Annotated in this window: 23 protein-coding genes; 13 read left to right on the top strand and 10 right to left on the bottom strand. The window is 56.5% G+C overall.

Annotated features, from left to right (window positions below; all coding sequences use genetic code 11):
* Positions 1-6 precede the first annotated feature (6 nt).
* Positions 7-516 (bottom strand): divisome-associated lipoprotein DalA, encoded by a 510-nt coding sequence (dalA, locus tag COL8621_RS16310; RefSeq protein WP_093968327.1) that lies wholly within the window; start codon positions 514-516, stop codon positions 7-9.
* Positions 517-676: 160 nt separating this feature from the next.
* On the opposite strand from dalA, the gene COL8621_RS16305 reads away from it, so the two are divergent.
* Positions 677-1,288, top strand: a complete 612-nt coding sequence (locus COL8621_RS16305) for a L,D-transpeptidase (RefSeq protein ID WP_093968651.1) — start codon at positions 677-679, stop codon at positions 1,286-1,288.
* Positions 1,289-1,431: 143 nt separating this feature from the next.
* Positions 1,432-1,611 carry a hypothetical protein gene (locus tag COL8621_RS16300; protein WP_093968650.1) on the top strand — a complete coding sequence of 60 codons (180 nt, stop codon included), beginning with the start codon at positions 1,432-1,434 and terminating at the stop codon, positions 1,609-1,611.
* 66 nt (positions 1,612-1,677) lie between these two features.
* On the opposite strand, the gene hemH is transcribed toward COL8621_RS16300, so the two are convergent.
* Both hemH and COL8621_RS16290 read right to left on the bottom strand, forming a co-directional pair.
* On the bottom strand, positions 1,678-2,778 hold the full coding sequence (gene hemH, locus COL8621_RS16295; RefSeq protein WP_093968326.1) for a ferrochelatase: 1,101 nt from the start codon (positions 2,776-2,778) through the stop codon (positions 1,678-1,680).
* A 67-nt stretch (positions 2,779-2,845) separates the two neighbouring features.
* Positions 2,846-3,697 (bottom strand): methyltransferase domain-containing protein, encoded by an 852-nt coding sequence (locus tag COL8621_RS16290; RefSeq protein WP_093968325.1) that lies wholly within the window; start codon positions 3,695-3,697, stop codon positions 2,846-2,848.
* Between the two features lie 43 nt (positions 3,698-3,740).
* Here COL8621_RS16290 and COL8621_RS16285 point away from each other — a divergent pair, with 43 nt between their 5' ends.
* From COL8621_RS16285 to COL8621_RS16270, 4 genes are read left to right on the top strand one after another with little or no spacing between them, the layout of a single operon-like run.
* Complete coding sequence (locus COL8621_RS16285; protein WP_093968324.1) at positions 3,741-4,451, top strand: ComF family protein; 711 nt, start codon at positions 3,741-3,743, stop codon at positions 4,449-4,451.
* Between the two features lie 35 nt (positions 4,452-4,486).
* Positions 4,487-4,744, top strand: a complete 258-nt coding sequence (gene grxC / locus COL8621_RS16280; RefSeq protein WP_093968323.1) for a glutaredoxin 3 — start codon at positions 4,487-4,489, stop codon at positions 4,742-4,744.
* Positions 4,745-4,747: 3 nt separating this feature from the next.
* Positions 4,748-5,578, top strand: a complete 831-nt coding sequence (locus COL8621_RS16275; RefSeq protein ID WP_093968322.1) for a carbon-nitrogen hydrolase family protein — start codon at positions 4,748-4,750, stop codon at positions 5,576-5,578.
* Entirely contained in the window at positions 5,579-6,022 is a 444-nt protein-coding gene (locus tag COL8621_RS16270) for a MarR family winged helix-turn-helix transcriptional regulator (RefSeq protein ID WP_093968321.1), read from the top strand.
* Here COL8621_RS16270 and ubiG read toward each other — a convergent pair.
* Positions 6,019-6,768 carry a bifunctional 2-polyprenyl-6-hydroxyphenol methylase/3-demethylubiquinol 3-O-methyltransferase UbiG gene (ubiG, locus tag COL8621_RS16265; protein ID WP_093968320.1) on the bottom strand — a complete coding sequence of 250 codons (750 nt, stop codon included), beginning with the start codon at positions 6,766-6,768 and terminating at the stop codon, positions 6,019-6,021. The two genes, COL8621_RS16270 and ubiG, sit on opposite strands and share 4 nt — an antisense overlap.
* A gap of 70 nt (positions 6,769-6,838) precedes the next feature.
* Here ubiG and pip point away from each other — a divergent pair, with 70 nt between their 5' ends.
* The 6 genes from pip (at position 6,839) to infB (ending at position 13,860) form a co-directional block, all read left to right on the top strand.
* Entirely contained in the window at positions 6,839-7,828 is a 990-nt protein-coding gene (gene pip / locus COL8621_RS16260) for a prolyl aminopeptidase (RefSeq protein WP_093968319.1), read from the top strand.
* Positions 7,829-7,870: 42 nt separating this feature from the next.
* Entirely contained in the window at positions 7,871-8,329 is a 459-nt protein-coding gene (gene tspO / locus COL8621_RS16255) for a tryptophan-rich sensory protein TspO (protein ID WP_093968318.1), read from the top strand.
* 135 nt (positions 8,330-8,464) lie between these two features.
* Positions 8,465-9,061 carry a ribosome maturation factor RimP gene (gene rimP / locus COL8621_RS16250; RefSeq protein ID WP_093968649.1) on the top strand — a complete coding sequence of 199 codons (597 nt, stop codon included), beginning with the start codon at positions 8,465-8,467 and terminating at the stop codon, positions 9,059-9,061.
* A gap of 2 nt (positions 9,062-9,063) precedes the next feature.
* Positions 9,064-10,689, top strand: coding sequence for a transcription termination factor NusA (gene nusA / locus COL8621_RS16245; protein ID WP_093968317.1), 1,626 nt, complete (start codon positions 9,064-9,066; stop codon positions 10,687-10,689).
* Positions 10,690-10,711: 22 nt separating this feature from the next.
* Positions 10,712-11,344: an RNA-binding protein gene (locus COL8621_RS16240; RefSeq protein WP_370804697.1), complete on the top strand. Its 633-nt coding sequence runs from the start codon at positions 10,712-10,714 to the stop codon at positions 11,342-11,344.
* The gene (gene infB / locus COL8621_RS16235) at positions 11,341-13,860 is read left to right on the top strand and encodes a translation initiation factor IF-2 (RefSeq protein WP_093968316.1); all 2,520 of its coding nucleotides are present in this window, start codon (positions 11,341-11,343) and stop codon (positions 13,858-13,860) included. Before COL8621_RS16240 ends, infB begins: the two co-directional genes overlap by 4 nt.
* 102 nt (positions 13,861-13,962) lie before the next feature.
* Here infB and COL8621_RS16230 read toward each other — a convergent pair whose 3' ends face one another.
* Together COL8621_RS16230 and COL8621_RS16225 are read right to left on the bottom strand one after the other, a co-directional pair.
* Positions 13,963-14,661 (bottom strand): ABC transporter ATP-binding protein, encoded by a 699-nt coding sequence (locus COL8621_RS16230; RefSeq protein WP_093968315.1) that lies wholly within the window; start codon positions 14,659-14,661, stop codon positions 13,963-13,965.
* 16 nt (positions 14,662-14,677) lie between these two features.
* Positions 14,678-15,862 (bottom strand): KpsE/RkpR family capsule polysaccharide export protein, encoded by a 1,185-nt coding sequence (locus tag COL8621_RS16225; protein WP_093968314.1) that lies wholly within the window; start codon positions 15,860-15,862, stop codon positions 14,678-14,680.
* Between the two features lie 78 nt (positions 15,863-15,940).
* Between COL8621_RS16225 and COL8621_RS16220 the strand changes: the two genes are divergently transcribed.
* Positions 15,941-16,756 (top strand): ABC transporter permease, encoded by an 816-nt coding sequence (locus tag COL8621_RS16220; protein ID WP_093968313.1) that lies wholly within the window; start codon positions 15,941-15,943, stop codon positions 16,754-16,756.
* A 26-nt stretch (positions 16,757-16,782) separates the two neighbouring features.
* Here COL8621_RS16220 and COL8621_RS16215 read toward each other — a convergent pair whose 3' ends face one another.
* The 4 genes from COL8621_RS16215 to COL8621_RS19220 form a co-directional block, all read right to left on the bottom strand.
* Positions 16,783-17,535 (bottom strand): sulfotransferase family 2 domain-containing protein, encoded by a 753-nt coding sequence (locus COL8621_RS16215; protein ID WP_093968312.1) that lies wholly within the window; start codon positions 17,533-17,535, stop codon positions 16,783-16,785.
* On the bottom strand, positions 17,532-18,263 hold the full coding sequence (locus COL8621_RS16210; RefSeq protein WP_093968311.1) for a CatB-related O-acetyltransferase: 732 nt from the start codon (positions 18,261-18,263) through the stop codon (positions 17,532-17,534). Before COL8621_RS16210 ends, COL8621_RS16215 begins: the two co-directional genes overlap by 4 nt.
* A complete protein-coding gene (locus COL8621_RS16205) occupies positions 18,260-20,800 on the bottom strand; it encodes a glycosyltransferase (protein WP_176438515.1) in 2,541 nt (846 codons plus the stop codon). Before COL8621_RS16205 ends, COL8621_RS16210 begins: the two co-directional genes overlap by 4 nt.
* A 296-nt stretch (positions 20,801-21,096) precedes the next feature.
* Positions 21,097-21,234 carry a hypothetical protein gene (locus COL8621_RS19220; protein WP_093968309.1) on the bottom strand — a complete coding sequence of 46 codons (138 nt, stop codon included), beginning with the start codon at positions 21,232-21,234 and terminating at the stop codon, positions 21,097-21,099.
* Positions 21,235-21,305 lie beyond the last annotated feature (71 nt).

The following is a 21,305-nucleotide window of genomic DNA, read 5'->3' as shown; positions in this document are numbered from 1 at the left end:
GCTGGGTTAGCCGCCGGTTACAAGGGTCCACCAAATTTTGCCATTCGGCTCTTGGTAATATGCAAAACCCAGATCACGCGCTTTAGGATCAAGAATCACAGAGCGCGTGTCAGCAACTTCCATCCATGCGGCGAGCGTTTCCAGCTCTGTCTCGTATGTCTCAGAGATGTCTTCGCCCAGAAGTAGGCCAGGATACCCTGCTCGACGCGCACGATCCAGCGGTGAAGACCCGTCAGAGCCGAAGTGCCAAGGGCGGTTTTGAACGGCCATATCGCGGGAATGCGTTGCCGCAGCCGCGTTCAACTGAGCGTTCAATTGCAGCGGGGCACTTCCAGCGGCTTGTCGCAAAGAGTTGACCGAATCCAGCACTCGGAACTGAATTTCAGCAGCGTCGCGGTCCGAAATCCGGTAAACGCGCGGCAAAGGCTTGCCATCGGGCCCAAGGGTGGGCGTCGTGGTGGTACATGCTGCAAGCGAAAAAGCCGCAACCAAAACAAGAGCAAAAAACCGGATCATTCAGGGTCACCCATGATATTTCCATATCTCTGTACAGCCAAGCGTTGCATGGTTCAAACGCTTCGGCGGGCATTCGCCTTGGTTACAAGTGTTTGAATTGCGACTGAGGCATTAGCGCCATATTATCTTTTCAAACTTCCTTTTGTGGATGGAGCTTCAGATGAAACGCCGCCAAGACATTATTACAAGCCGAAGATCGTTTCTTTCAGGCAGTGCCGCGATGCTTACAGGGTTGGCAGCGCCAGCTTTCGCGCAAAACCAAAACAGCATTGAGATAGAGCCAGACTTGGGCGGCGCGGATTCTGCGATCCGCCGGAATATCTCTAGTTTCCGTTCGTTGGGATGGCGCCCTTATTTTGGTGACCTGAAAGGCGGGGCGATCCTTGTGGATACCACGTCACGCGCGCTTCACTATTGGTCCGAGGATGAAAGTACGTACAAGCTTTATCCAACAAGCGTTCCAATGACCGAAGATTTGACCCGCCGCGGCCGCACGTCGATTGTGCGCAAAGTGGAAGGGCCAGAATGGCGCCCAACCCCGTCGATGAAAGAGCGTAACCCAGAATGGCCCGATTATGTCGGCCCCGGTCCCGATAACCCGCTGGGCACACACGCGCTTTATCTTAGCTGGACGTATTATCGTATTCACGGAACCCACGATACGCGCAAAATCGGTCGTCGGTCTTCGAATGGCTGCATCGGTCTGTTCAACGAACATATTTCCGAGCTGTTCAGCTATGCCACTGTCGGCACGCAAGTGTTGCTGATTTGACGACAAGCCGCCGTCTTTTTTCTGTCGGCTAAAACGTTGGTTGCAATATCTGAATCTTACTGATTAGACGGTAACGCACACTACAGTCTTGAGTGCGTGTCAGCAATATCATGCACGCTGGCACGTTGATTCTGGAGGATAACATGAAGAAACTTGCTCTCGCTGCTGCTCTGTCCGTTGCCGCTTCTACAGCTTATGCTGGCAACATGTCCGAGCCAATGATGGAACCAGAAATCGTCGTAGAAGAAACTTCTTCTTCGAACGGCGGCGTACTCGTTCCTCTGCTGTTCCTGGTACTGGTAGCTGCTGCTGCTTCGTCCTAATAGGCACACAGATTCGAAATGAGAGGCGGTGGAGCAATCCACCGCCTCTTTTCTTTTGCGCAAGGGTCAGGTGACGTCCAACCACCCTTTAAGATTATCCTGAATAATCTGACCAAGTGCCGCGATATGCGCATCGTCATCGTTCAGGCATGGGATATAGGTGAAATCCTCGCCGCCCGCTTCTTCAAAGCTTTCGCGGATTTCTTCGTTAATCTCTTCCAGCGTTTCGATGCAGTCGGCTGAAAACGCCGGTGCGATGACGGCGATGTTTTTCTTGCCCTCTTCCTCGGCCAGACGCGCGACCTCTTTCACCGTGTAGGGTTTCAACCATTCTTCGGGGCCGAAGACGGATTGGAACGTCGTGGTGATGTCGGTGTCGGCCCAGCCCAAACGCTCTTTCAACAGGCGCGTCGTTTTCTGGCATTGGCAGTGGTACGGATCACCGTCCGTAAGGTAGCGTTCGGGCATCCCGTGATAAGACACGACCAACAGTTCGGGCTTCTTTTCCGCGGCGGCATAGGCACGTTCGACCGAGGCTGCCAGCGCTTCGATATACATCGGATGTTCGAAATAGGCCGGAACCGTCCGTGCGGGCGGCTGCCACTTTTCATCCATCAACGCGCGAAAGAATTCGTCATTCGCTGTTGCCGAAGTTGCGCCCGCATAATGAGGGTACAGCGGGAAAAACAGGATCTTTTGACAGCCCTTGTTGATCATCTCGCGCACCTTCGACTTGGTCGATGGGTTGCCGTAACGCATGCAGAAATCAACTTCGACGTTGTCGCCATAGACTTTGGCCATCTCGGCCTTGATCTTGGCGGTCTGATCCCGCGTGATCGTCATCAGCGGGCTTTCGTTTTTCTCTTCGTTCCAGATCGATTTATACGCTTTTCCTGATGAAAACGGGCGTTTCGTCAGGATGATCAGCTGCAAAAGCGGCTGCCATTTCCATTTCGGGTAATCGATCACGCGCTGATCAGATAGAAATTCGTTCAGATAGCGCCGCATCGACCAATAGTCGGTGCCGTCCGGCGTTCCGAGGTTGGCGACCAGAATGCCAACCTTTGCAGGCGGAATTTTGGGGTGATCTGCTGGCGCATGTGCGGGGCATTTTGCGGTCGGCAGTTGTGTATAGGGCAGGTCGGCTGCCTTTTGTGGATCCTGCATCTGATCTCCGGCGTTGCGGGCTGATTTAGAGACGTTCCAAGGTGAAATAAACGGTTTTCGCGATGCGTCAATCGCGGCGCGGGCGCGCAGGGTCAGGTAGCGGCGTTTCGTCCACGTTCAAAGCATCGGCTAGGCGGGCCGTGGCAGAGCCGGGCCGCAGCGGTTTTTGCTGGCTTTGATCCGGTGCCCAGCCGGTCAGGAATATCGTTTCGAACGTTGCGGGAATGCGCCCATCGGGCGTTGCATAGGCTTCGGCGTAAATCTGCGCCATTTCCGCGAAAAGCCGACGGGGCGGGGCGGTGCGGCGGCGTTGGTCAAGAGCGTTGACCTCGCCCATGGCGCGCAGGTCGGCCATCAGGTGAAACGGCGATGAATAGGTAACGCTGCGCGCGGCGCTATCGGCGACGGGCAGGGAAAAGCCCGCGCGTTGCAGCAACGCGCCAAGGTCACGGATTTCGGCCATGGGAATGACGCGCGGGGATAGGCCGCCGGTGGTTTTAACCTCGGCCTCTGACATGGCCGCGCGAAGCTCTTGCAGGGTTTGGCCGCCGAACAGAACGCCGATGAACAACCCGTCGGGCTTCAAAGCCCGGCGACACTGTACCAGTTGCCCAACGGGGTCATTGGCCCAATGCAAGGACATGCCATGGATCACCAGATCATGCGCGCCTTCTTCCAGTGCAAGAATGTCGGCATCTGGCACATGCACTGCATCGGGGAACGCAGCATGCCACACCTGCGGAAAAGGAGAGACCACGGCCGGTGCCGTAAAGGTTCTGTTAACCTCTGTCAGTCTCTCTTTAACCTCATCAGCCGCGTCTTCCTGCAGGAACATGGCGGGTTCGGCCATGAACAGGGCGCGGTCGCGAAACCGGTCTAATGCGGCGCGGTCGGTCAGGGGTGGGGCTTGCTCGGGCATGGGCTCTCCTTGCTTGGGGGATATGTAGAAGGGAAAAACCGGGATGCAAAGCGCGCTTCGCCTGATCTTTCCGCCGCAGTGCATTTCATGCGGTGTGCTGGTGGAAAGCGAATTTGCCCTGTGCGGTTCGTGTTGGCGCGATACGCATTTCATTTCCGGCTTGGTTTGTGACACTTGCGGCGTGCCGTTGCCGGGTGAAGACGAAGATGTGCAATGCGACGACTGCATGACCATGGCCCGCCCATGGACGCGGGGGCGGGCGGCGGTTTTGTACCAAGATAACGCGCGTCGCCTGATCCTTTCCCTTAAGCACGGCGACCGAACGGAACTGGCCCGCCCCATGGCCACGTGGTTGTCCCGCGCGGTTCAGCCGATATTACGGCCAGATATGATGGTTGCGCCGGTTCCCTTGCACCGAACACGGCTTTTGCGGCGGCGGTATAATCAAGCGGCTTTGCTGGCAGCGGCCGTCGCAAAGGATGCCGGGCTTGAGTATTGCCCTGACCTTTTGTTGCGTAAAAAGCGCACGCAGATTCAGGAAGGGATGGGGGTGGATGCGCGTTTTGCCAATATTGCTGGCGCGTTGCAGGCCCACCCGAAACGCCGCGAAATATGCGCGGGTCGGCACGTTCTGTTGGTGGATGACGTCATGACATCCGGCGCGACCCTTGCCGCAGGGGCCGAGGCATGCCGGGCCGCTGGCGCGCGTGACGTTTCGGTCTTGGTTCTGGCGCGCGTTGCGAAGGACATGTGATCCCCTATAGTGCGCCCAACAATTTAGGGCCCATTATGAAACCAGTCGAAATTTACACCACGCCGACCTGTGGCTTTTGCCAGATGGCCAAGCGCCTGTTGGACAATAAAGAAGTTGCCTATACCGAAATTGACGTGTCGGGCGACGCTGACAAGCGCCAGCAAATGATGGAACGCGCCAATGGCCGTTACACCGTGCCGCAGATTTTCGTCGGCGATACGCATGTGGGTGGCTGTGATGACCTTTATGCGATGGAACGCGCGGGTAAGTTTGACCCGTTGTTGGAAGGCTAAGTGATGCGCGCGGCTTTGTTGCAACTGTGTTCCAGTGACGATCCGGGTGAAAACCTTGGCGTGGTGCGGGGCATGATGCGCGAAGCTGCCGAAAACGGGGCCGGGTTCATCCTGACGCCAGAGGTCACAAACTGCGTTTCCTCCAGCCGTGCCCGCCAGAACGAAGTTCTGTGCCACGAGGATGCCGACCCGACACTGGCCGGTCTTCGGGAAGAGGCTGCCGCGCTGGGCGTTTGGCTGCTGATCGGATCACTTGGGTTAAAGACGGGCGATGCGGATGGGCGGTTTGCAAACCGTTCGTTCCTGATTGGCCCGGATGGGCAGATCGCGGCGCGGTATGACAAGATCCACATGTTTGATGTCGAAATCGGCGCGAATGACAGTTTCCGGGAATCCGATGGGTATCGCCCTGGTTCGGCGGCGGTGGTGGCGGGCACCCCTTTCGCCAAGATCGGGATGAGCATCTGTTACGACATCCGCTTTCCATATCTTTACCGCGATCTTGCCCATGCCGGGGCGCAGGTTTTGGCTGTTCCGGCCGCGTTTCACCCCGTTACCGGCGCCGCCCATTGGGAGGTTTTGTTGCGCGCCCGTGCGATTGAAACCGGGTGTTACGTGCTCGCCCCCGCTCAGACCGGGCGCCACAACACACAAACCGGCAAGCCGCGCCAATCTTACGGGCACAGCATGGCAATCTCGCCATGGGGCGAGGTTCTGACTGTCGCTGATGACGCACCCGGCGTGGTTTACGTTGATCTTGACCTGTCAGAAGTGGAAAACTCTCGTCAACGCGTGCCATCGATGACACATGACCGGAATTATGAAGGCCCCTGAGTGAGCGATCCGTCCGAATCCCTAGCCGTGTCGCTGTTCAGCGAATTGTTCATGGCCGATCAGTTGGCCCGCAACCGGCTGACAAAAGTTCTGCCCAAAGGGATGGAGCTGAGCCAGTTTTCCGTGCTGAACCATCTGGCCCGAACCGGCGAAGAACGCACGCCTGCCCAACTTGCCCAAGCCTTTCACGTGACGCGCGGCGCGATGACCAACACGTTGGGCAAACTGGAATGGGCCGGCCACATTCACATTCGCCCTGATTGGGATGATGCCCGGCGCAAGCTGGTTTCGATCAGCCCCGCCGGTTTGCGCGCACGGGATGTGGCGATTAATGCAATCTCCCCCCTTATCGCCGACGTCGTGAATGACATCGGCGCCGAAGAGGTGAAGGCAGCCTTGCCGGTCCTACGCGCCCTGCGTCAGCGGCTGGGCGAAGAGGTTTAGGCCGACGCCTTTACCGATGCGGTGACATAGTTCACGCTTAGATCCCGGTCAGACAGGGACCACGTCCACGCGACGGGGTTAAACACGAAACCCTTGCGATCAACCGGGTCCAGCCCGGCATTGCCGATCAGCGCGAACAATTCATCTGGGGTGATGAACTTGTGCCATTCATGCGTGCCCTTGGGCAGCCAGCGCATAACCCATTCGGCCCCTACGATTGCCATCATAAAGCTTTTGGGGTTCCGGTTGATGGTGGAGCAGATCATCAAACCACCCGGTTTCAGCAATTGCTGGCACGCGGTCAGATAGGCCAACGGGTCGGCGACGTGTTCGACCACCTCCATGTTCAGCACGATGTCGAACTGTTCGCCTGCCTCTGCCAATGCCTCGGCGGTGGTGTGGCGGTAATCGATGGTCAGACCGGACTGTTCCGCGTGAACCTGCGCGACAGGGATGTTTCCAGCGGCGGCATCCGCGCCAACAACGGTTGCGCCAAGGCGCGCCATGGGTTCGGCCAACAGCCCACCACCACAGCCGATGTCCAACAGGCGCAGCCCGGTGAACGGCAGAGGGCCAGTCAAGTCACGGTCAAATTCCGCGGCGATTTGCGACGTGATATAGTCCAACCGGCAGGGGTTCAGCATGTGCAGCGGCTTGAATTTTCCGTTGGGATCCCACCACTCGGCGGCCATAGCCTCAAATTTAGCGACTTCTGCGGCATCAACGGTGGTTTCGACGGCTTGCATGTGGCTCTCCGATCCGGTCTTTTTGTCTGAGGCCCTGTTAGGGCACGTTTTTGCGTTATATAGGTCGAATATGGACAAAGCCGCAGGCCAAAAACGCGCAGTGCATTTTCTTTTTCCGCCGATTGACCCATTCGATCAGCGAATGTTGGCCGTGGGCGACGGGCACAGCGTGTATGTAGAACAGTGTGGAAACCCCAATGGGATACCCGTTGTGGTGCTTCATGGTGGCCCCGGTGGTGGGTGCAGCCCGGCGATGCGGCGCTATTTCGATCCGGCGCAATACCGCATCATTCTGTTCGATCAGCGCGGATGCGGCCGTTCGCGCCCCCATGCCAGCGTGTCAGACAACACCACCTGGCACCTTGTGGCCGATATTGAGAAGATTCGCGAAACCTTGGGCATTGAACGCTGGGTCGTGTTCGGCGGCAGCTGGGGTGCAACACTTGCGCTGATCTATGCGCAGGCGCACCCGGAACGCGCGGCGTATCTGGTGTTGCGCGGCGTGTTCCTGATGACGAAGGCCGAACTTGATTGGTTCTATGGCGGCGGCGCGGGGCAGTTTTGGCCCGACCTTTGGTCGCGCTTTGCGGACCTTATCCCGGCGGATGAGCAGCACGATATGATCGGGGCCTATCACAAACGGCTGTTTTCTGGCGATATGATGCTGGAAACGCGGTATGCGCGGGCTTGGGCGGCTTGGGAAAATGCACTTGCGTCGATTGAACATGATGGCCCGGCTGGTGTTGCGCCCGCTGATTATGCCCGCGCGTTTGCCCGGCTTGAAAACCACTATTTCCAGAATGCTGGCTTCCTTGAGAGGGACGGGCAGATTTTGGACGACGTGTCGCTGATTTCGCATATCCCGGCTACGATTGTGCAGGGGCGGTACGATATGATCTGCCCGCCGTCGTCTGCATGGAAGCTGGCCGAACGGTGGGGACGTGCTGAAATTAAGATGGTGCCGTTGGCCGGGCACGCGTTGTCTGAACCCGGAATCAGCGCTGAATTGGTGCGCACGACAAACGCTGTGGTGCGACAGGCGACCGGTCTGGGGTTCTAACGCAACCCGGTACATCCGTACGCTAAGTGAAGGTGAACAACGATGCTTGCCCTTTTCCTGACATTTCTTGCGGCATCTGCTGCTGCGGCGGCGACGGGCGTGATTTTTAAGCCGGGTGCTTGGTATGACGCGTTGAACAAGCCAAGCTGGACACCGCGCCGTTGGATGTTTCCCGTGGTTTGGACGATCCTGTATATCGCCAGCGCCTATGCCGCCGCGCGGGTCGCCATGGAGTCGGACAGTGGTCAGGCCTTGGCGTTTTGGACGCTTCAGATCGCGTTGAACACGTTGTGGACGCCGGTTTTCTTTGGCGCGCATCGGATTAAGGCCGGGTTGGTGGTGATCATGTGCCTGTGGCTGGCAATCGCGCTGACGCTTCTGGCGTTTGTGTCGGTTGACCTGATCGCCGCGCTTTTGATTTTGCCCTATCTGCTTTGGGTCACGATTGCGACGGCGCTGAACCTGTGGATTTGGCGGAACAATGTCGCGCAAAGTGCCTAATTTCGGCTGCCCCTTGCAGACTCAGCATAACAAGCGTATATCCCCCTCAACAGCGGCGGTTTGGTCTCCACCTCCAAGCCTCCACCGGACAGTGTGAACGGGCCGCGCGCCCGTTTTTTTGTTTCTGGATCACGCATGAACGATCTTATCGCCAAAGCCGCAATTGACCGGCGCCTTGCAGAAATCCTCCAGCCCGTGATTGAGGGTATGGGGTTTGAACTTGTGCGCATTCGTTTGATGGGCGGCAAAACGCATGTCTTGCAGATCATGGCCGAACGCCCCGAAGGCGGGATTGAGGTTGATGATTGCGCCGAAATTTCCACTGCGGTGTCCGCCGTGATGGATGTCGAAGACCCGATTGACGATAATTATACGCTTGAGGTTTCCTCGCCCGGGATCGACCGCCCGCTAACGCGGTTGAAGGATTTCGATACCTGGGAAGGTTACGAGGTTAAGCTTGAAACGACCGAACTGATTGACGGCCGCCGCCGCTTTAAGGGCGAATTGCGCGGGACCGAAGATGACGAAGTGCTGATTGAGATCGACGAAGGCATTATCGGTTTGAAATTTGACTGGCTAAGCGATGCGAAGCTGGTGCTAACAGACGAACTGATCCGCGAAATGCTGCGCCAACGTAAGGCGGCCGGTATCGTGGATGAAGACCAGTTCGACGAGATTGAAACAGAAGCGCCCGTGCCGGGCGATGACTCAGACGCTTCCGAGGAGGAGTGACAATGGCGATTACCTCTGCAAACCAGCTGGAGCTGTTGCAAACCGCCGAGGCCGTGGCCCGCGAAAAGATGATCGACCCCGATCTGGTGGTTCAGGCGATGGAAGAGTCGCTGGCCCGTGCGGCCAAGTCCCGCTATGGCTCGGAAATGGATATCCGCGTGGATATCGATCGCAAGACCGGCAAGGCGACCTTCACCCGTGTGCGCACGGTTGTTGAAGATGAAGAGCTTGAAAACTATCAGGCTGAACTGACCGTAGAGCAGGCCAAGCAGTACATGGCCGATCCGTCCGTTGGCGATGAGATACGCGACGAAGTTCCGCCAGTTGAAATGGGCCGTATCGCAGCGCAATCCGCCAAGCAGGTTATCCTGCAGAAGGTTCGCGAAGCAGAGCGTGACCGCCAGTATGAAGAATTCAAAGACCGCGCCGGCACCATCATCAACGGTGTGGTTAAGCGCGAAGAATACGGCAACGTTATCGTCGATATCGGTCGTGGCGAAGGTATCCTGCGCCGCAACGAAAAGATCGGCCGCGAAAGCTATCGCCCGAACGACCGTATCCGTTGCTACATCAAAGACGTGCGCCGCGAGGCGCGCGGCCCTCAGATTTTCCTTTCGCGCACCGACCCTCAGTTCATGGCTGAGCTGTTCAAGATGGAAGTGCCGGAAATCTATGATGGCATCATCGAAATTAAGGCCGTTGCCCGTGACCCAGGTTCGCGTGCCAAGATTGCCGTGATTTCCTATGATGGTTCGATCGACCCTGTGGGTGCCTGTGTTGGTATGCGTGGTAGCCGTGTTCAGGCTGTCGTGAACGAACTTCAGGGCGAAAAGATCGACATCATTCCTTGGAATGAAGATCAGCCAACCTTCCTTGTGAACGCGCTTCAGCCTGCTGAAGTATCCAAGGTAGTTCTGGATGAAGAAGCCGAACGCATCGAAGTTGTGGTTCCGGACGAACAGCTTTCGCTGGCCATCGGTCGCCGCGGTCAGAACGTGCGTCTTGCCAGCCAGCTGACTGGTCTGGACATCGACATCATGACCGAAGCCGAAGAATCCGCGCGCCGTCAGGCAGAATTTGCGGAACGCACTGGCGTCTTCATGGAAGCGCTGGATCTGGACGAATTCTTTGCGCAGCTGTTGGTCTCCGAAGGCTTCACCTCGCTTGAAGAGGTGGCTTACGTTGAACGTGACGAGCTGTTGGTTATCGACGGTGTCGACGAAAGCACCGCCGAAGAGCTTCAGGCACGTGCGCGCGACTTCTTGGAAGCGGCCAACAAAAAGGCGCTGGAACAAGCGCGTGAGCTGGGCGTCGAAGATAGCCTGGTTGAATTTGACGGTCTGACACCCCAAATGATCCAAGCATTGGCCGAAGATGGCGTGAAAACGCTGGAAGACTTCGCAACCTGTGCCGACTGGGAGCTGGCAGGCGGTTGGACAACCGTCGACGGTCAGCGCGTCAAGGACGACGGCGTTCTAGAGAAATTTGATGTTTCGCTTGAAGAAGCGCAGAACATGGTCATGACGGCACGTATTCAACTTGGCTGGGTTGACCCGGCAGAGCTGGTTTCCGAAGACGATGCCGAAACTGACGAAATCGTAGATGACGAAGAAGAAGCCGAAGCCTGATATCGGGCTTCAGGAGGGCGTTTTGGGTCGCGGGGGCCAAGAAAAAATGCGCGAAGCGCCAGAACGCCGTTGTTTAGCGACCGGAGAGGTTCAACCCAAGGGTGGGATGATCCGCTTCGTCGTTGGGCCGGGCGATGAAATTGTGCCCGACCTGCTTGGCAAATTGCCCGGTAGGGGAATTTGGGTAAGTGCAGATCGTGCTGCGTTGGAACAGGCCGTGAAAAAGCGGTTGTTCGCGCGCGGTGCAAAACAAGCGGTGCAAGTTCCTGACGATCTTGTCGAAAAGATCGAAGCAGGGCTGGCACGGCGGGTCATCGACGGCATTTCGCTTGCGCGAAAAGGCGGTCGTGCGGTGGCTGGATATGAGAAGGTAAAAAGCTGGCTGACAACGGGTGAGGCACGCGTGCTGATCCAAGCCAGTGACGGGTCAGAACGGGGCAAATCAAAGCTTCGTCTGCCGTCGGATACGGATACATTTATAGGCTGTCTGAAGGCTTCAGAATTGGGTTTGGCTTTCGGACGGGAACATGTGATACATGGCGCGCTTGCGGCTGGCGGACTCACTAAACGTGTAGTAGAGGATGCAGCCAAGCTTTCGGGCGTCCGCAAAGTGGACGGGGGCGTAGCCTCTGGAAAGGGTACGAAGACCATATGAGCGATGACGGCAAAAAAACACTCGGTTTGCGTGGCGGGCCACGGGCTGGTCAGGTGAAGCAAAGCTTCAGCCATGGGCGCACTAAAAACGTTGTGGTTGAGACCAAGCGCAAGCGTGTTGTCGTTCCCAAGCCCGGTACCGGTAAGGGATCAGGCGGCGGCGCCCACTTGGGTGACCCCTCCAAGCGTCCTGCGGGTATTTCCGACGTGGAAATGGAACGGCGCCTGAAGGCACTTCAGGTTGCTAAGGCAAACGAAGCGGAAGAGGCCAAGCGCCGCGAAGAAGACGAAAAGCGCCGTGTCGCTGATCGTCAGCGTCGCCGTGACGAGCTGGAAGCCAAAGAACGCGAACAGCGCGAGCAGGAAGAAGCCGCGCGTCGTAAGGCTGAAGAAGAAGAACAGAAGCGTAAAGAGGCTGAAGAGGCGAAGAAACGCGCCGCTGCTGCTCCTGCTGCGCCGAAGTCTTCGCCCGCGTCGGCCAAACCCGGTGCCGCAGCAGAGCCGGAAGCTCCGCGTGGTGGTGGTGCAAAACCTGCGCCTCGCAAGACAGATCGAGAGCGTGACACGCGCGACGATCGCCCGAACCGGAATAACAAAGGCCGCGGTGACGATAACCGCCGCTCTGGCAAACTGACGCTGAACCAGGCTTTGACTGGTGGCGAAGGTGGTCGCCAGCGTTCGCTTGCAGCGATGAAGCGTAAGCAAGAGCGTATGCGCCAAAAGGCGATGGGTGGTGCGGAAAACCGTGAAAAGGTTGTTCGTGACGTTCAGGTGCCTGAAACCATCGTTGTGCAAGAGCTTGCCAACCGTATGGCAGAGCGCGTTTCCGACGTCGTAAAAGCGCTTATGAACATGGGCATGATGGTCACGCAGAACCAGCCGATTGATGCTGATACTGCCGAAGTGATCGTCGAAGAGTTTGGTCACAAGATCGTTCGCGTTTCTGACGCTGACGTCGAAGACGTGATTCACTCGGTCGAAGACAAAGACGAAGATCTGGTTCCACGTCCTCCGATCATCACGATCATGGGCCACGTTGACCACGGTAAGACTTCGCTTCTGGATGCGATCCGCAACGCGAAAGTTGTTGCTGGCGAAGCTGGCGGCATCACGCAGCACATCGGTGCTTATCAGGTAACAACGGACAGCGGCGCTGTTCTTAGCTTCCTTGATACGCCGGGCCACGCTGCGTTTACATCGATGCGTTCGCGCGGTGCGCAAGTGACCGATATCGTTGTTCTGGTTGTTGCGGCGGATGACGCTGTGATGCCTCAGACGGTAGAGGCGATTGCACACGCCAAGGCCGCCGGTGTGCCGATGATTGTCGCGATTAACAAATGTGACAAACCATCTGCCGACGCCAACAAAGTGCGGACTGATCTGCTTCAGCACGAAGTGATCGTTGAACAGATGTCGGGTGAGGTTCAGGACGTTGAAGTTTCTGCAATCACCGGTCAAGGTCTGGATGAACTGCTGGAAGCCATCGCGCTTCAGGCTGAAATCCTTGAACTTAAGGCGAACCCAGACCGGGCTGCATCCGGTGCTGTGATCGAAGCCCAGCTTGATGTTGGTCGCGGTCCTGTAGCCACAGTTCTGGTTCAAAACGGTACATTGCGCCAAGGCGACATCTTCGTCGTGGGCGAGCAGTGGGGTAAAGTTCGTGCGCTGATCAATGATCAGGGCGAACGCGTTAACGAAGCTGGCCCTTCTGTTCCGGTAGAGGTTCTTGGCCTTAACGGTACACCCGAAGCTGGTGACGTTCTGAACGTGGTTGAAACCGAAGCTCAGGCACGTGAGATTGCGGAATACCGTGAAAGCGCGGCGAAAGAAAAACGCGCTGCCGCTGGTGCTGCAACGACACTTGAACAGCTGATGGCGAAAGCCAAAGAAGACGAGAATCTGCAAGAAATGCCGATCCTTGTTAAGGCTGACGTTCAGGGTTCTGCTGAAGCAATCGTTCAGGCGATGGAAAAAATCGGCAACGATGAAGTGCGCGTTCGTGTTCTTCATGCGGGTGTTGGTGCCATCACCGAAACCGACGTTGGCTTGGCCGAAGCATCCGGCGCGCCGATCATGGGCTTTAACGTGCGTGCAAACGCACCGGCCCGTAACGCGGCAAACCAAAAAGGCGTGGAAATTCGGTACTATTCCGTCATCTACGACCTTGTGGACGATGTGAAAGCTGCGGCTTCTGGCCTGCTTAGCGCCGAGATCCGCGAAACCTTTATCGGTTACGCTCAGATCAAAGATGTCTTCAAAGTATCCAATGTTGGTAAAGTTGCGGGCTGTCTGGTTACCGAAGGCGTTGCACGCCGTTCGGCCGGTGTGCGCCTGCTGCGTGACAACGTCGTGATCCACGAAGGCACCCTGAAGACCCTGAAACGCTTCAAAGACGAAGTTCCAGAGGTCCAGTCGGGTCAGGAATGCGGTATGGCGTTTGAGAACTACGAAGATATTCGCGCAGGCGATGTCATCGAGATCTTTGAGCGTGAAGAGGTTGAACGCCAGCTGGACTAATACCAGCCCGATTTTTGAATTGAAAAAGGACGGCTTTATGGCCGTCCTTTTTTATTGGCCGGATGTTCACATCGGCCACCAACCTAACAACAGAGATACGCGTTATTCGCTGAGCGCCGGTTTGGCAGCGGCACGCTGTTGGGCGGACACTTTCATGTTCTTGTTGTGTTGAGCGATCGCCTCTTCGACATCCTCAAAGTAATCAAGTTTGCCGTTTTCCAGAACGATGGCGGCGTCACAAAGTTCGCGGATTTGCCCCATCCCGTGGGACACAACAATCGCGCCAGCATTTTCCATCCTGGCGCGAAAAACCTCAGAACTGCGTTTCCTGAACGATGCGTCCCCGACCGATGTCACCTCGTCCACAAGATAGGTATCGAAGGGGATCGCCATCGACACCCCGAATGCCAGGCGGGACTTCATCCCAGCAGAGTAGGTCCGGAACGGCAGCTTGTAGTGCATTCCCAGCCCTGCAAACCCTTCGACAAAATCCGAAAGCTCGTCTGTGTCGACGCCGTAAATGCGGGCAATAAACCGCGCGTTCTGTGCGCCTGTCAGTTCGCCATGGAATGAGCCTGCGAAACCTACGGGCCATGAGATCGTCCCGCTGGACACGATCCGGCCCGACGTCGGGTCCATCGTGCCCGCGATCATCTTAAGCAGAGTTGATTTACCGGCTCCGTTGCGCCCCAACAGGCCAACGGACTGACCCGAGGGGAGTGTCAGATTAATATTCTCAGCAATGACCTTCCGCTTGCCGCCAAGCCGGAACACCTTGGTCAGGTTTTCAAAGCGGATCATAGCGCGACGCCTTGTCTCAACGCCGGTCGCGAAGCGAGTATGCGACCAGCAACGTGATTGCCCAAATCAGAAAGATGAACAGCGAAAACAGCGACAGAACCGTAATCCGTTGCGGGTATTGCGCCCGTTCAGCATGGGTCGGTTGCACATGCGCCGCAAGATAGCGGCTTTGCCGTGCAGACTCGGCCAGTGCGGAATCGTATGCCGCCAAGGAAGAGACATAGGTCTGTTCGGCAAATTCACGATCAACTGTCAGGCGTTCGTATTCACCGACAAGGGTTGAATAAGCTTCGATCCCGCTTCCACCGACATCAGAAATCCCACGCTTGCGCCGTTCTTCTTCGATGCGCCCTTGAATGACCTCGACGCGCCGGTTGGCCTGCGCCAGCCGCGGATCGTTTTGCCGCGTTGTGGAGGCAAGCAAATCCACATCGATCAGCGCCTCGGCCAGTTGCGCCTGAAGGTTTCCAAGAAGCCCGGCCTGTGTCTGCAAATCGACGGTTGGATCAACGATCTGGTTTTCATTTCTGAACAGCGTAACAGCCTCGCGCGCGGCTTTTAGCCGTTCAACGGACTTATCAAGCTCTTCGCGTGAATAGCGGACCGCATCTTCCCGCGCGATGGCGGAAAGCGCGTTGATCATGTCGGAGCTTTCTTGAAAAATCCCCTCGGCGATAAGCGTCGCATCGTCCGCGGTGAAGGCAAGAATGCGCACTTCGATCAGTCGGCTAGAGCTGTCGTAATAGATTTTCACCATCCGCGACCAATAGCTCATCAAGTCTTCGATCGTGCCGTCAGGGTTAAACGAGAAGACCGGATCAAATTCTGGCTTGGACCAAAGTGATTTTAGATCCAGCTTCGCGTCCAGCGTCGAGACGAGTTTTTGGCTTTGAATGAATTCGTACAGAATATCGGTATCTGACGAGCTGGAGCCTGAAAGTTCCGTGACACCGCCCAACAGTTCCACGGCCGACGACACCTCTTCTTTGCGAACGGAAAACCCAACCGTAGAGGCATATTGATCAACCGCCACCGCCCACAGGTAAATCGCAACGACCAGTACCGGAATCAGAACGAATGCGGCGAAACTGCCCAAGATTGCGAAATGCCGCCGCTTGGCCTGTGCAGGACGCGCCGGTGGATCAACCGGTGCCGCAGCTTGGCTGGCGGGCTTGGAAGGCTGAGGCGTAGGCTGTTTCACGTACAAAGACCCCGGCTACTGTTCATTCAGACTATCTTAGGTGATAGTGCTATCCAATCGGAACCGGGAAGACCAGACATGACTCCTAACCCTCAAGTTAGCTTGCCAACGTCAAAACCCCGAACCAACCGGCGTTTTTCCAGCTTCCGCACCATTGCGGCGCTTATCTTGCGCGAAATGGCCACAACCAACGGCCGTTCGCCGGGGGGATATGCCTGGGCGATTTTGGAACCCGTGGCCGGCATTGCCCTGTTAACCGCGATCTTTTCGGCTGGGTTTCGCTCTCCGGCGCTTGGAACCAATTTTCCGTTGTTTTACGCGACCGGAATGCTGCCATTTCTGATGTTCGTCGATGTATCGGGCAAACTGGCGACCTCGTTGTTGTTTTCTAAGCCGCTTCTTGCCTATCCGACGGTCACCTTCCTTGATGCGCTCATCGCGCGGTTTGTCGTGAATATGATGACCCATCTTATGGTGGCATATCTGCTTTTGACGGGAATATTGGTCATCTTCGACACGCGTGTTGTGCCCAATTTTTCGATCGTGGTCCAAGGATTTGCGTTCGCTGGGTTGCTGGCCATAGGGGTCGGAACGATGAACTGTTTCTTGTTCACACGCTTTCCCGTCTGGCAGCGAATGTGGTCGATATTGACACGGCCGCTGTTCATCATCAGCGGTATTTTCTTTCTGCCCGAAGCAGTGCCTCAGCCCTATCGCGAATTCCTTCTGTATAATCCGTTGGTGCACGTCACAGGTTTGGTGCGGCGCGGTTTTTACGCCAGCTACGATGCGCCATACATTTCCGAGCTTTACGTGGCCGGTGTCGGCTTTGGGCTTTTGCTGATGGGGTTGGTCTTTCTGCGCCGATATCACCGCGATCTTTTGAACGAATAGCGGCGGGTGTTTCACCCGTCTTGCGTTCAGTCGGGTAAAATCTCGGACATCAGCACCTCATCCAGCGTTGCGAACGCTTCGAGCTTTTTAATAGAGCTGTCGCGTTCCAGCCGTTCGACCAGTTTCGGCCAGCGGGCCTCATTTGTGGGGTGGTTCCCGGCGTTATGGTATTTGCCGGCGACGGATATCTTTTTGCCGAAACGGATTTCGATGTCAGTTTCAAGATGAACCAAGCTGTTCGTTGAATAGATGCCTTGCATCATGTCCAACCCGGCACGCGCGCGGGAAAGGCGTTCTTCCACTGGAAGGCCTGCGATTTCCGCCCGCCCACGCATTTTGCGCGTCGCAAAGTACGAGCAGTAGAAGTTGTCATAGTGATCCAGAATGAACTTCTGCCACGGGGGCTTCCCACCAAAGAAGTAATCGTCGGCCGACTGCTCCAAGAGCACCTTTTTGCCCTTGTGACCCGGCAGCTCCAGTTCTTCCGGCGATAGCTTTTGTGCTTCTTTCAGAAGGTAGAAATAGAACGACGCAATGCGTTCTCTCGGGTCGCGAAGGACCGTAAACGTAAAGCGATCTTCGGGAAGGGTATCGATTTCTGTCCAGTTGATATGCCCAGAATACAGCCTATAGCCCGCAGGCATCTGCGGCCCTTTAGGTGCCTGTGTGTGGACCCTTATGGGCGAAACATACTTTTCGCCGCCGACGACTTTGACAAGTTCGTTGTGGATCGTCTGGCCAGCAGTTTTAGGAATATGCAGGAAGACGATCGTCGTCATAGGGAGTCTTTCGTCAGGTCGACGACGGTCGGTTCAAAAGGTGGCGTATCTTGCATTTTCGTGACCCCAGCGACGAATTCCTGCAGCTTACTTGGGTCAAGATGCGCCAACTGCCATGGGGCAAAGCGCCACCAACGGCCACGCAGCAATGGCGAGATAAGCGTTGGCGGAACGCGGAACTTTTTGATGACAGCGGGGTTTCCCGCAACGACGGCATAGGGCGGGACATCGCGCGCGACCACCGCGTGTGCGGCGACAATGGCGCCATCGCCAATGGTAACGCCTGCTTTAACCAGCGCGCCGTGGCCGATCCAAACATCGTTGCCGATGGTGGTGATCTTGGCTTTGGTCGCGGGCTCTGCGCTTTTGACTTTGTGGTCGTGATATTCCTTGGACCCTTCGAACCCGTGGTCGAGGTTGAAAAGCCTGTCATGCAAATAAAATGCCGGGCTGGTGGAGGCCCATGTCAGCGGGTGATCTTGGCGACCGATCTGCACATCTTCGCCGAAGGAACAGTAACGCCCGATGCGTGCGGCAAAGCAATATCCCGAAACCTGATACGAGAACGCGCCAAGATGAATGGAATGTTCGTACTGCGTCCACTTTAGCCCGCTGGGGGCTTCAAGCCGGGTGTTTTTCGGCAGGTTGACGGTTCGGCTGTTGTCTCGTGGTAAGACTTCTACGCCTTTTTTCTTAAGTGCGTTGATGGAAACAGACAACTTACTCATGATAGCACTTTCTGCGGAGTTTGAAGTATCAGCTCGATGATCTCGTGCGGGTTGGATTTTTCGGTGGGTGCCTTGATCACCCCCCCTTGGCCCAGTGTCGCTGCCGCCTTTGCGACGGTGTCCGCCTGCGCCCCTAGATCAAAACACCAAACCGGAAGCCCCGTCGCAAGGGTTTCGTGTGTCGTGTACGAGAATGTCTCGGGCCAGATCGAAGGCATAAGCCAGCAACTGATCCCGTACCGTTGTACCAATGCCGGAATGTCTTGGATGCGGTAATCGCCGTGGACCTTGGCTGGGGGCGAAAGTGGAAAGGCAGGGTCGATATTTCCAATAACAACCAGCTGCGCGTCGTTGGTTTTTGCCAGCTCTTTCGCCAGTTTGCTAAGGACGCCCGCACCCTTTTGATAGCCGATATTGCCCAAAACCCCGATCACCGGCACACCATCCCTGCCGCAGCCGGGTTCAACATTTGGGACGTCGGTGATCAGTTTGTGCGGCTTGACCACGATCTGGGATTGCGTGTCTGGATACGCATCAGAAAGCAACCGGGCACTGCTTTGTGAGAAGACCACAATGCGATCAGCCGCCGCCAGAAGCTTGCCCCATTCGGCACGCCATTCTGCAAGCGATACTGGCTGCCCATCAGGGCGTTTTGTTTCGTGGGCAGGGTCTGTGTTCGCGGCGGCATCGGGCAGGCCGTGATATGCGCCATCCTGCCCCAACAACGTGTATGACGGGCTAAGCGGAAAGTAGTCATGGATCAGCACTTCGATGCTGTCCTCGGCTCTGCTTGCGAATTCAATCAGGGCTTGGGGCAGGCCGGCAGGGTCATGGTCGCCCACGCCACAGGAATAGATTACGCGACATGACCGGAACAGGCCCAGCAGCCGAGAAACAAACGCGGCATCATCGGTTTCGCCCCGAGTGATGCCATACTTGCTGTAAAGTTCGATCTGCCAGCGCGACATGCCACCAACACGAAGAACGATCGCGGCGGCGTCATTCGATAGGTCCGCTTTCAGTTGGTCCTGAAGGTAATGTTCCGCGCCGCCACCCATATCATGGGCGACATATACCGGTATATCACCGGTCTGGCGGTTTGCGGCCCACGCCATCGCCAGCGCCAGCCTGGGCGTTGTCAGCGGGTCGTGCCGAATGAAATCTTGAACTTCCTCGTCATAGTCCGGGTAGCGACGTGAAATGATGGCGTTGTTGGTCTGAACCAGCTTCAGCTTTTCTTCGTAACCAAAGGACGTGCCGCCGCGGTGTTCGACGAATATGCCCCCATGCCCAAGATGCCGTCCGCCCTTGGCGCGAATGCGCTGGCACCAATCCACTTCTTCGCCGTAGCCCCGCCCAAACCCGGTATCGAGCGTTTTCTGCATTTGAAGAAACTTGACGTTGATCGCCATGCAAAAGCCCACGCCTGTCGGGGCGTCGGCCAGATCCGCGCCGGGAAAGAAGAGCTGAGCTGTCTTGTCGATCTTATCCGCTTCGCCGGGGGCCAGTTTGGTGCGTTGGCAGATCACCGGCACAGTGAAGATTTCGGCGTCGTTGGACATCGGCGTAACGGTTGCGACGTTGTCATGTTCTAGAATTGGCCGGATTAGACGGGATGCCCAGCGTTCAGGCACGAACGCGTCCGAGTTCAACAGCACGACGTGATCACCAAAGGGCAGTGCCAGTTCAAACGCCTTGTTGACGGACTGTATGAAGCCAAGGTTCTGATCATTCTCTATCAGAGAGACGCGGTCCTGCGTTGTCTGATCCAAGCTGGAAAGCCAATTGCGAAGCCACGGCCGCACGGCTGTGTCAGAGGAACAATCCTCTATGATGATCAGCCGCCAAGGCAGGTCCGTGTTGGCGCAGACGCGGTTAAGAACATCGGGTAGCAAATCGGCGGCGTTATAGACCGGCAAGACAATGGTGATGCCTGTTTCGGCAAGTGCTGCGGGGGGAACAGACTCAATCTCGACGTCTTGGGCAAAGAGGAAAGAGTTCAGCTGCACAGAGCGTGGTACGGTGTTCAGCTTCAGGATCGTTTTGATCTGCGCAACGGCAAGCGGGTCTTTCCAAACTAGCCAGCGAAGCGCGGCGGGAAAAGCACGCGCGGCGTCGCGCAGAAATGGCAAAACCTGACGCAGTTTCAGTTTACGTATGTCGTTTCGCGTGATCGGTGGCAGATCAAAGCTGTAACGGGTGCCGTCTTTTTCGGCCCACATCGCGGTATCTTTGAATGCCACAGGCTGATCGATCGAAAAGCCGGGGGTTCTTCTTTTTTCGGTCGCGCTGACATGTGCGGGAACATCGTGGCGCACCATGTCAGGGGTTTTGGAAACAGAATGCTCGTCCGTGGTAAGGCCGACCGTTTCGGCAAATGCCCAGCCTTCGATGGTCAGCCGACCATCAAGAATTAGAACACGTTCGACATGGCCGAATTTTTGCCCAGTCCCATCAAGCAGGGGAAACCCTGCGCGGGTGATCTTGCCGTGGCGTGTGGCGTAACTGTGAAACAAGCGGATCGCCCGGCGGATCAATGGTGCTTTTCCTTTGACAAAGCGGTGCCAATACAAAGATCGCATTAGCGAAGGTTGAATACCGTTTTTGTTAATGCCTGTCCATGGCGGAGCACCTGTTCAACAGCGTGCCGCGCGTTGCGTGGTGCACGGTTTTGGCCAAATTCTGCCGAGCCGTGACCGAGTCAGAATTGAAACCGGCGAAAGTGCCGGGTGCTGTTCTATTCGCCGCAGCAGTGTCAGTATTCACATCTCAGAAATGACAAAAGGACGGCATAGGCGCCGCCCTTTTCGTTCTAATACACTTTGTCGGAGTATTAGGCTGCGGTTTTACCAACTGGGCGGCCTTCAAACACACGCTCCCCAACGCGTACCTGAACATTGCCATTAGAAAGCTTGCGCACAAATGCTCCCTGCACCGAAACACAGCTTCCCATCGTGATTGTCTTCAACATTTCTGTATCCCCCCAGAATGATCGATAGAGAGAGGATACATGATAAAATAAAGAAATCACCCACAATTTTG

Origin of the sequence: Actibacterium lipolyticum (genome assembly GCF_900184935.1) — a bacterium.
In the GTDB taxonomy this organism is placed as follows: Bacteria; Pseudomonadota; Alphaproteobacteria; order Rhodobacterales; family Rhodobacteraceae; genus Actibacterium_A; species Actibacterium_A lipolyticum.
The sequence above is the reverse complement of the archived record's forward strand: the minus strand, read 5'-3'. Positions and strand labels throughout refer to the sequence as shown.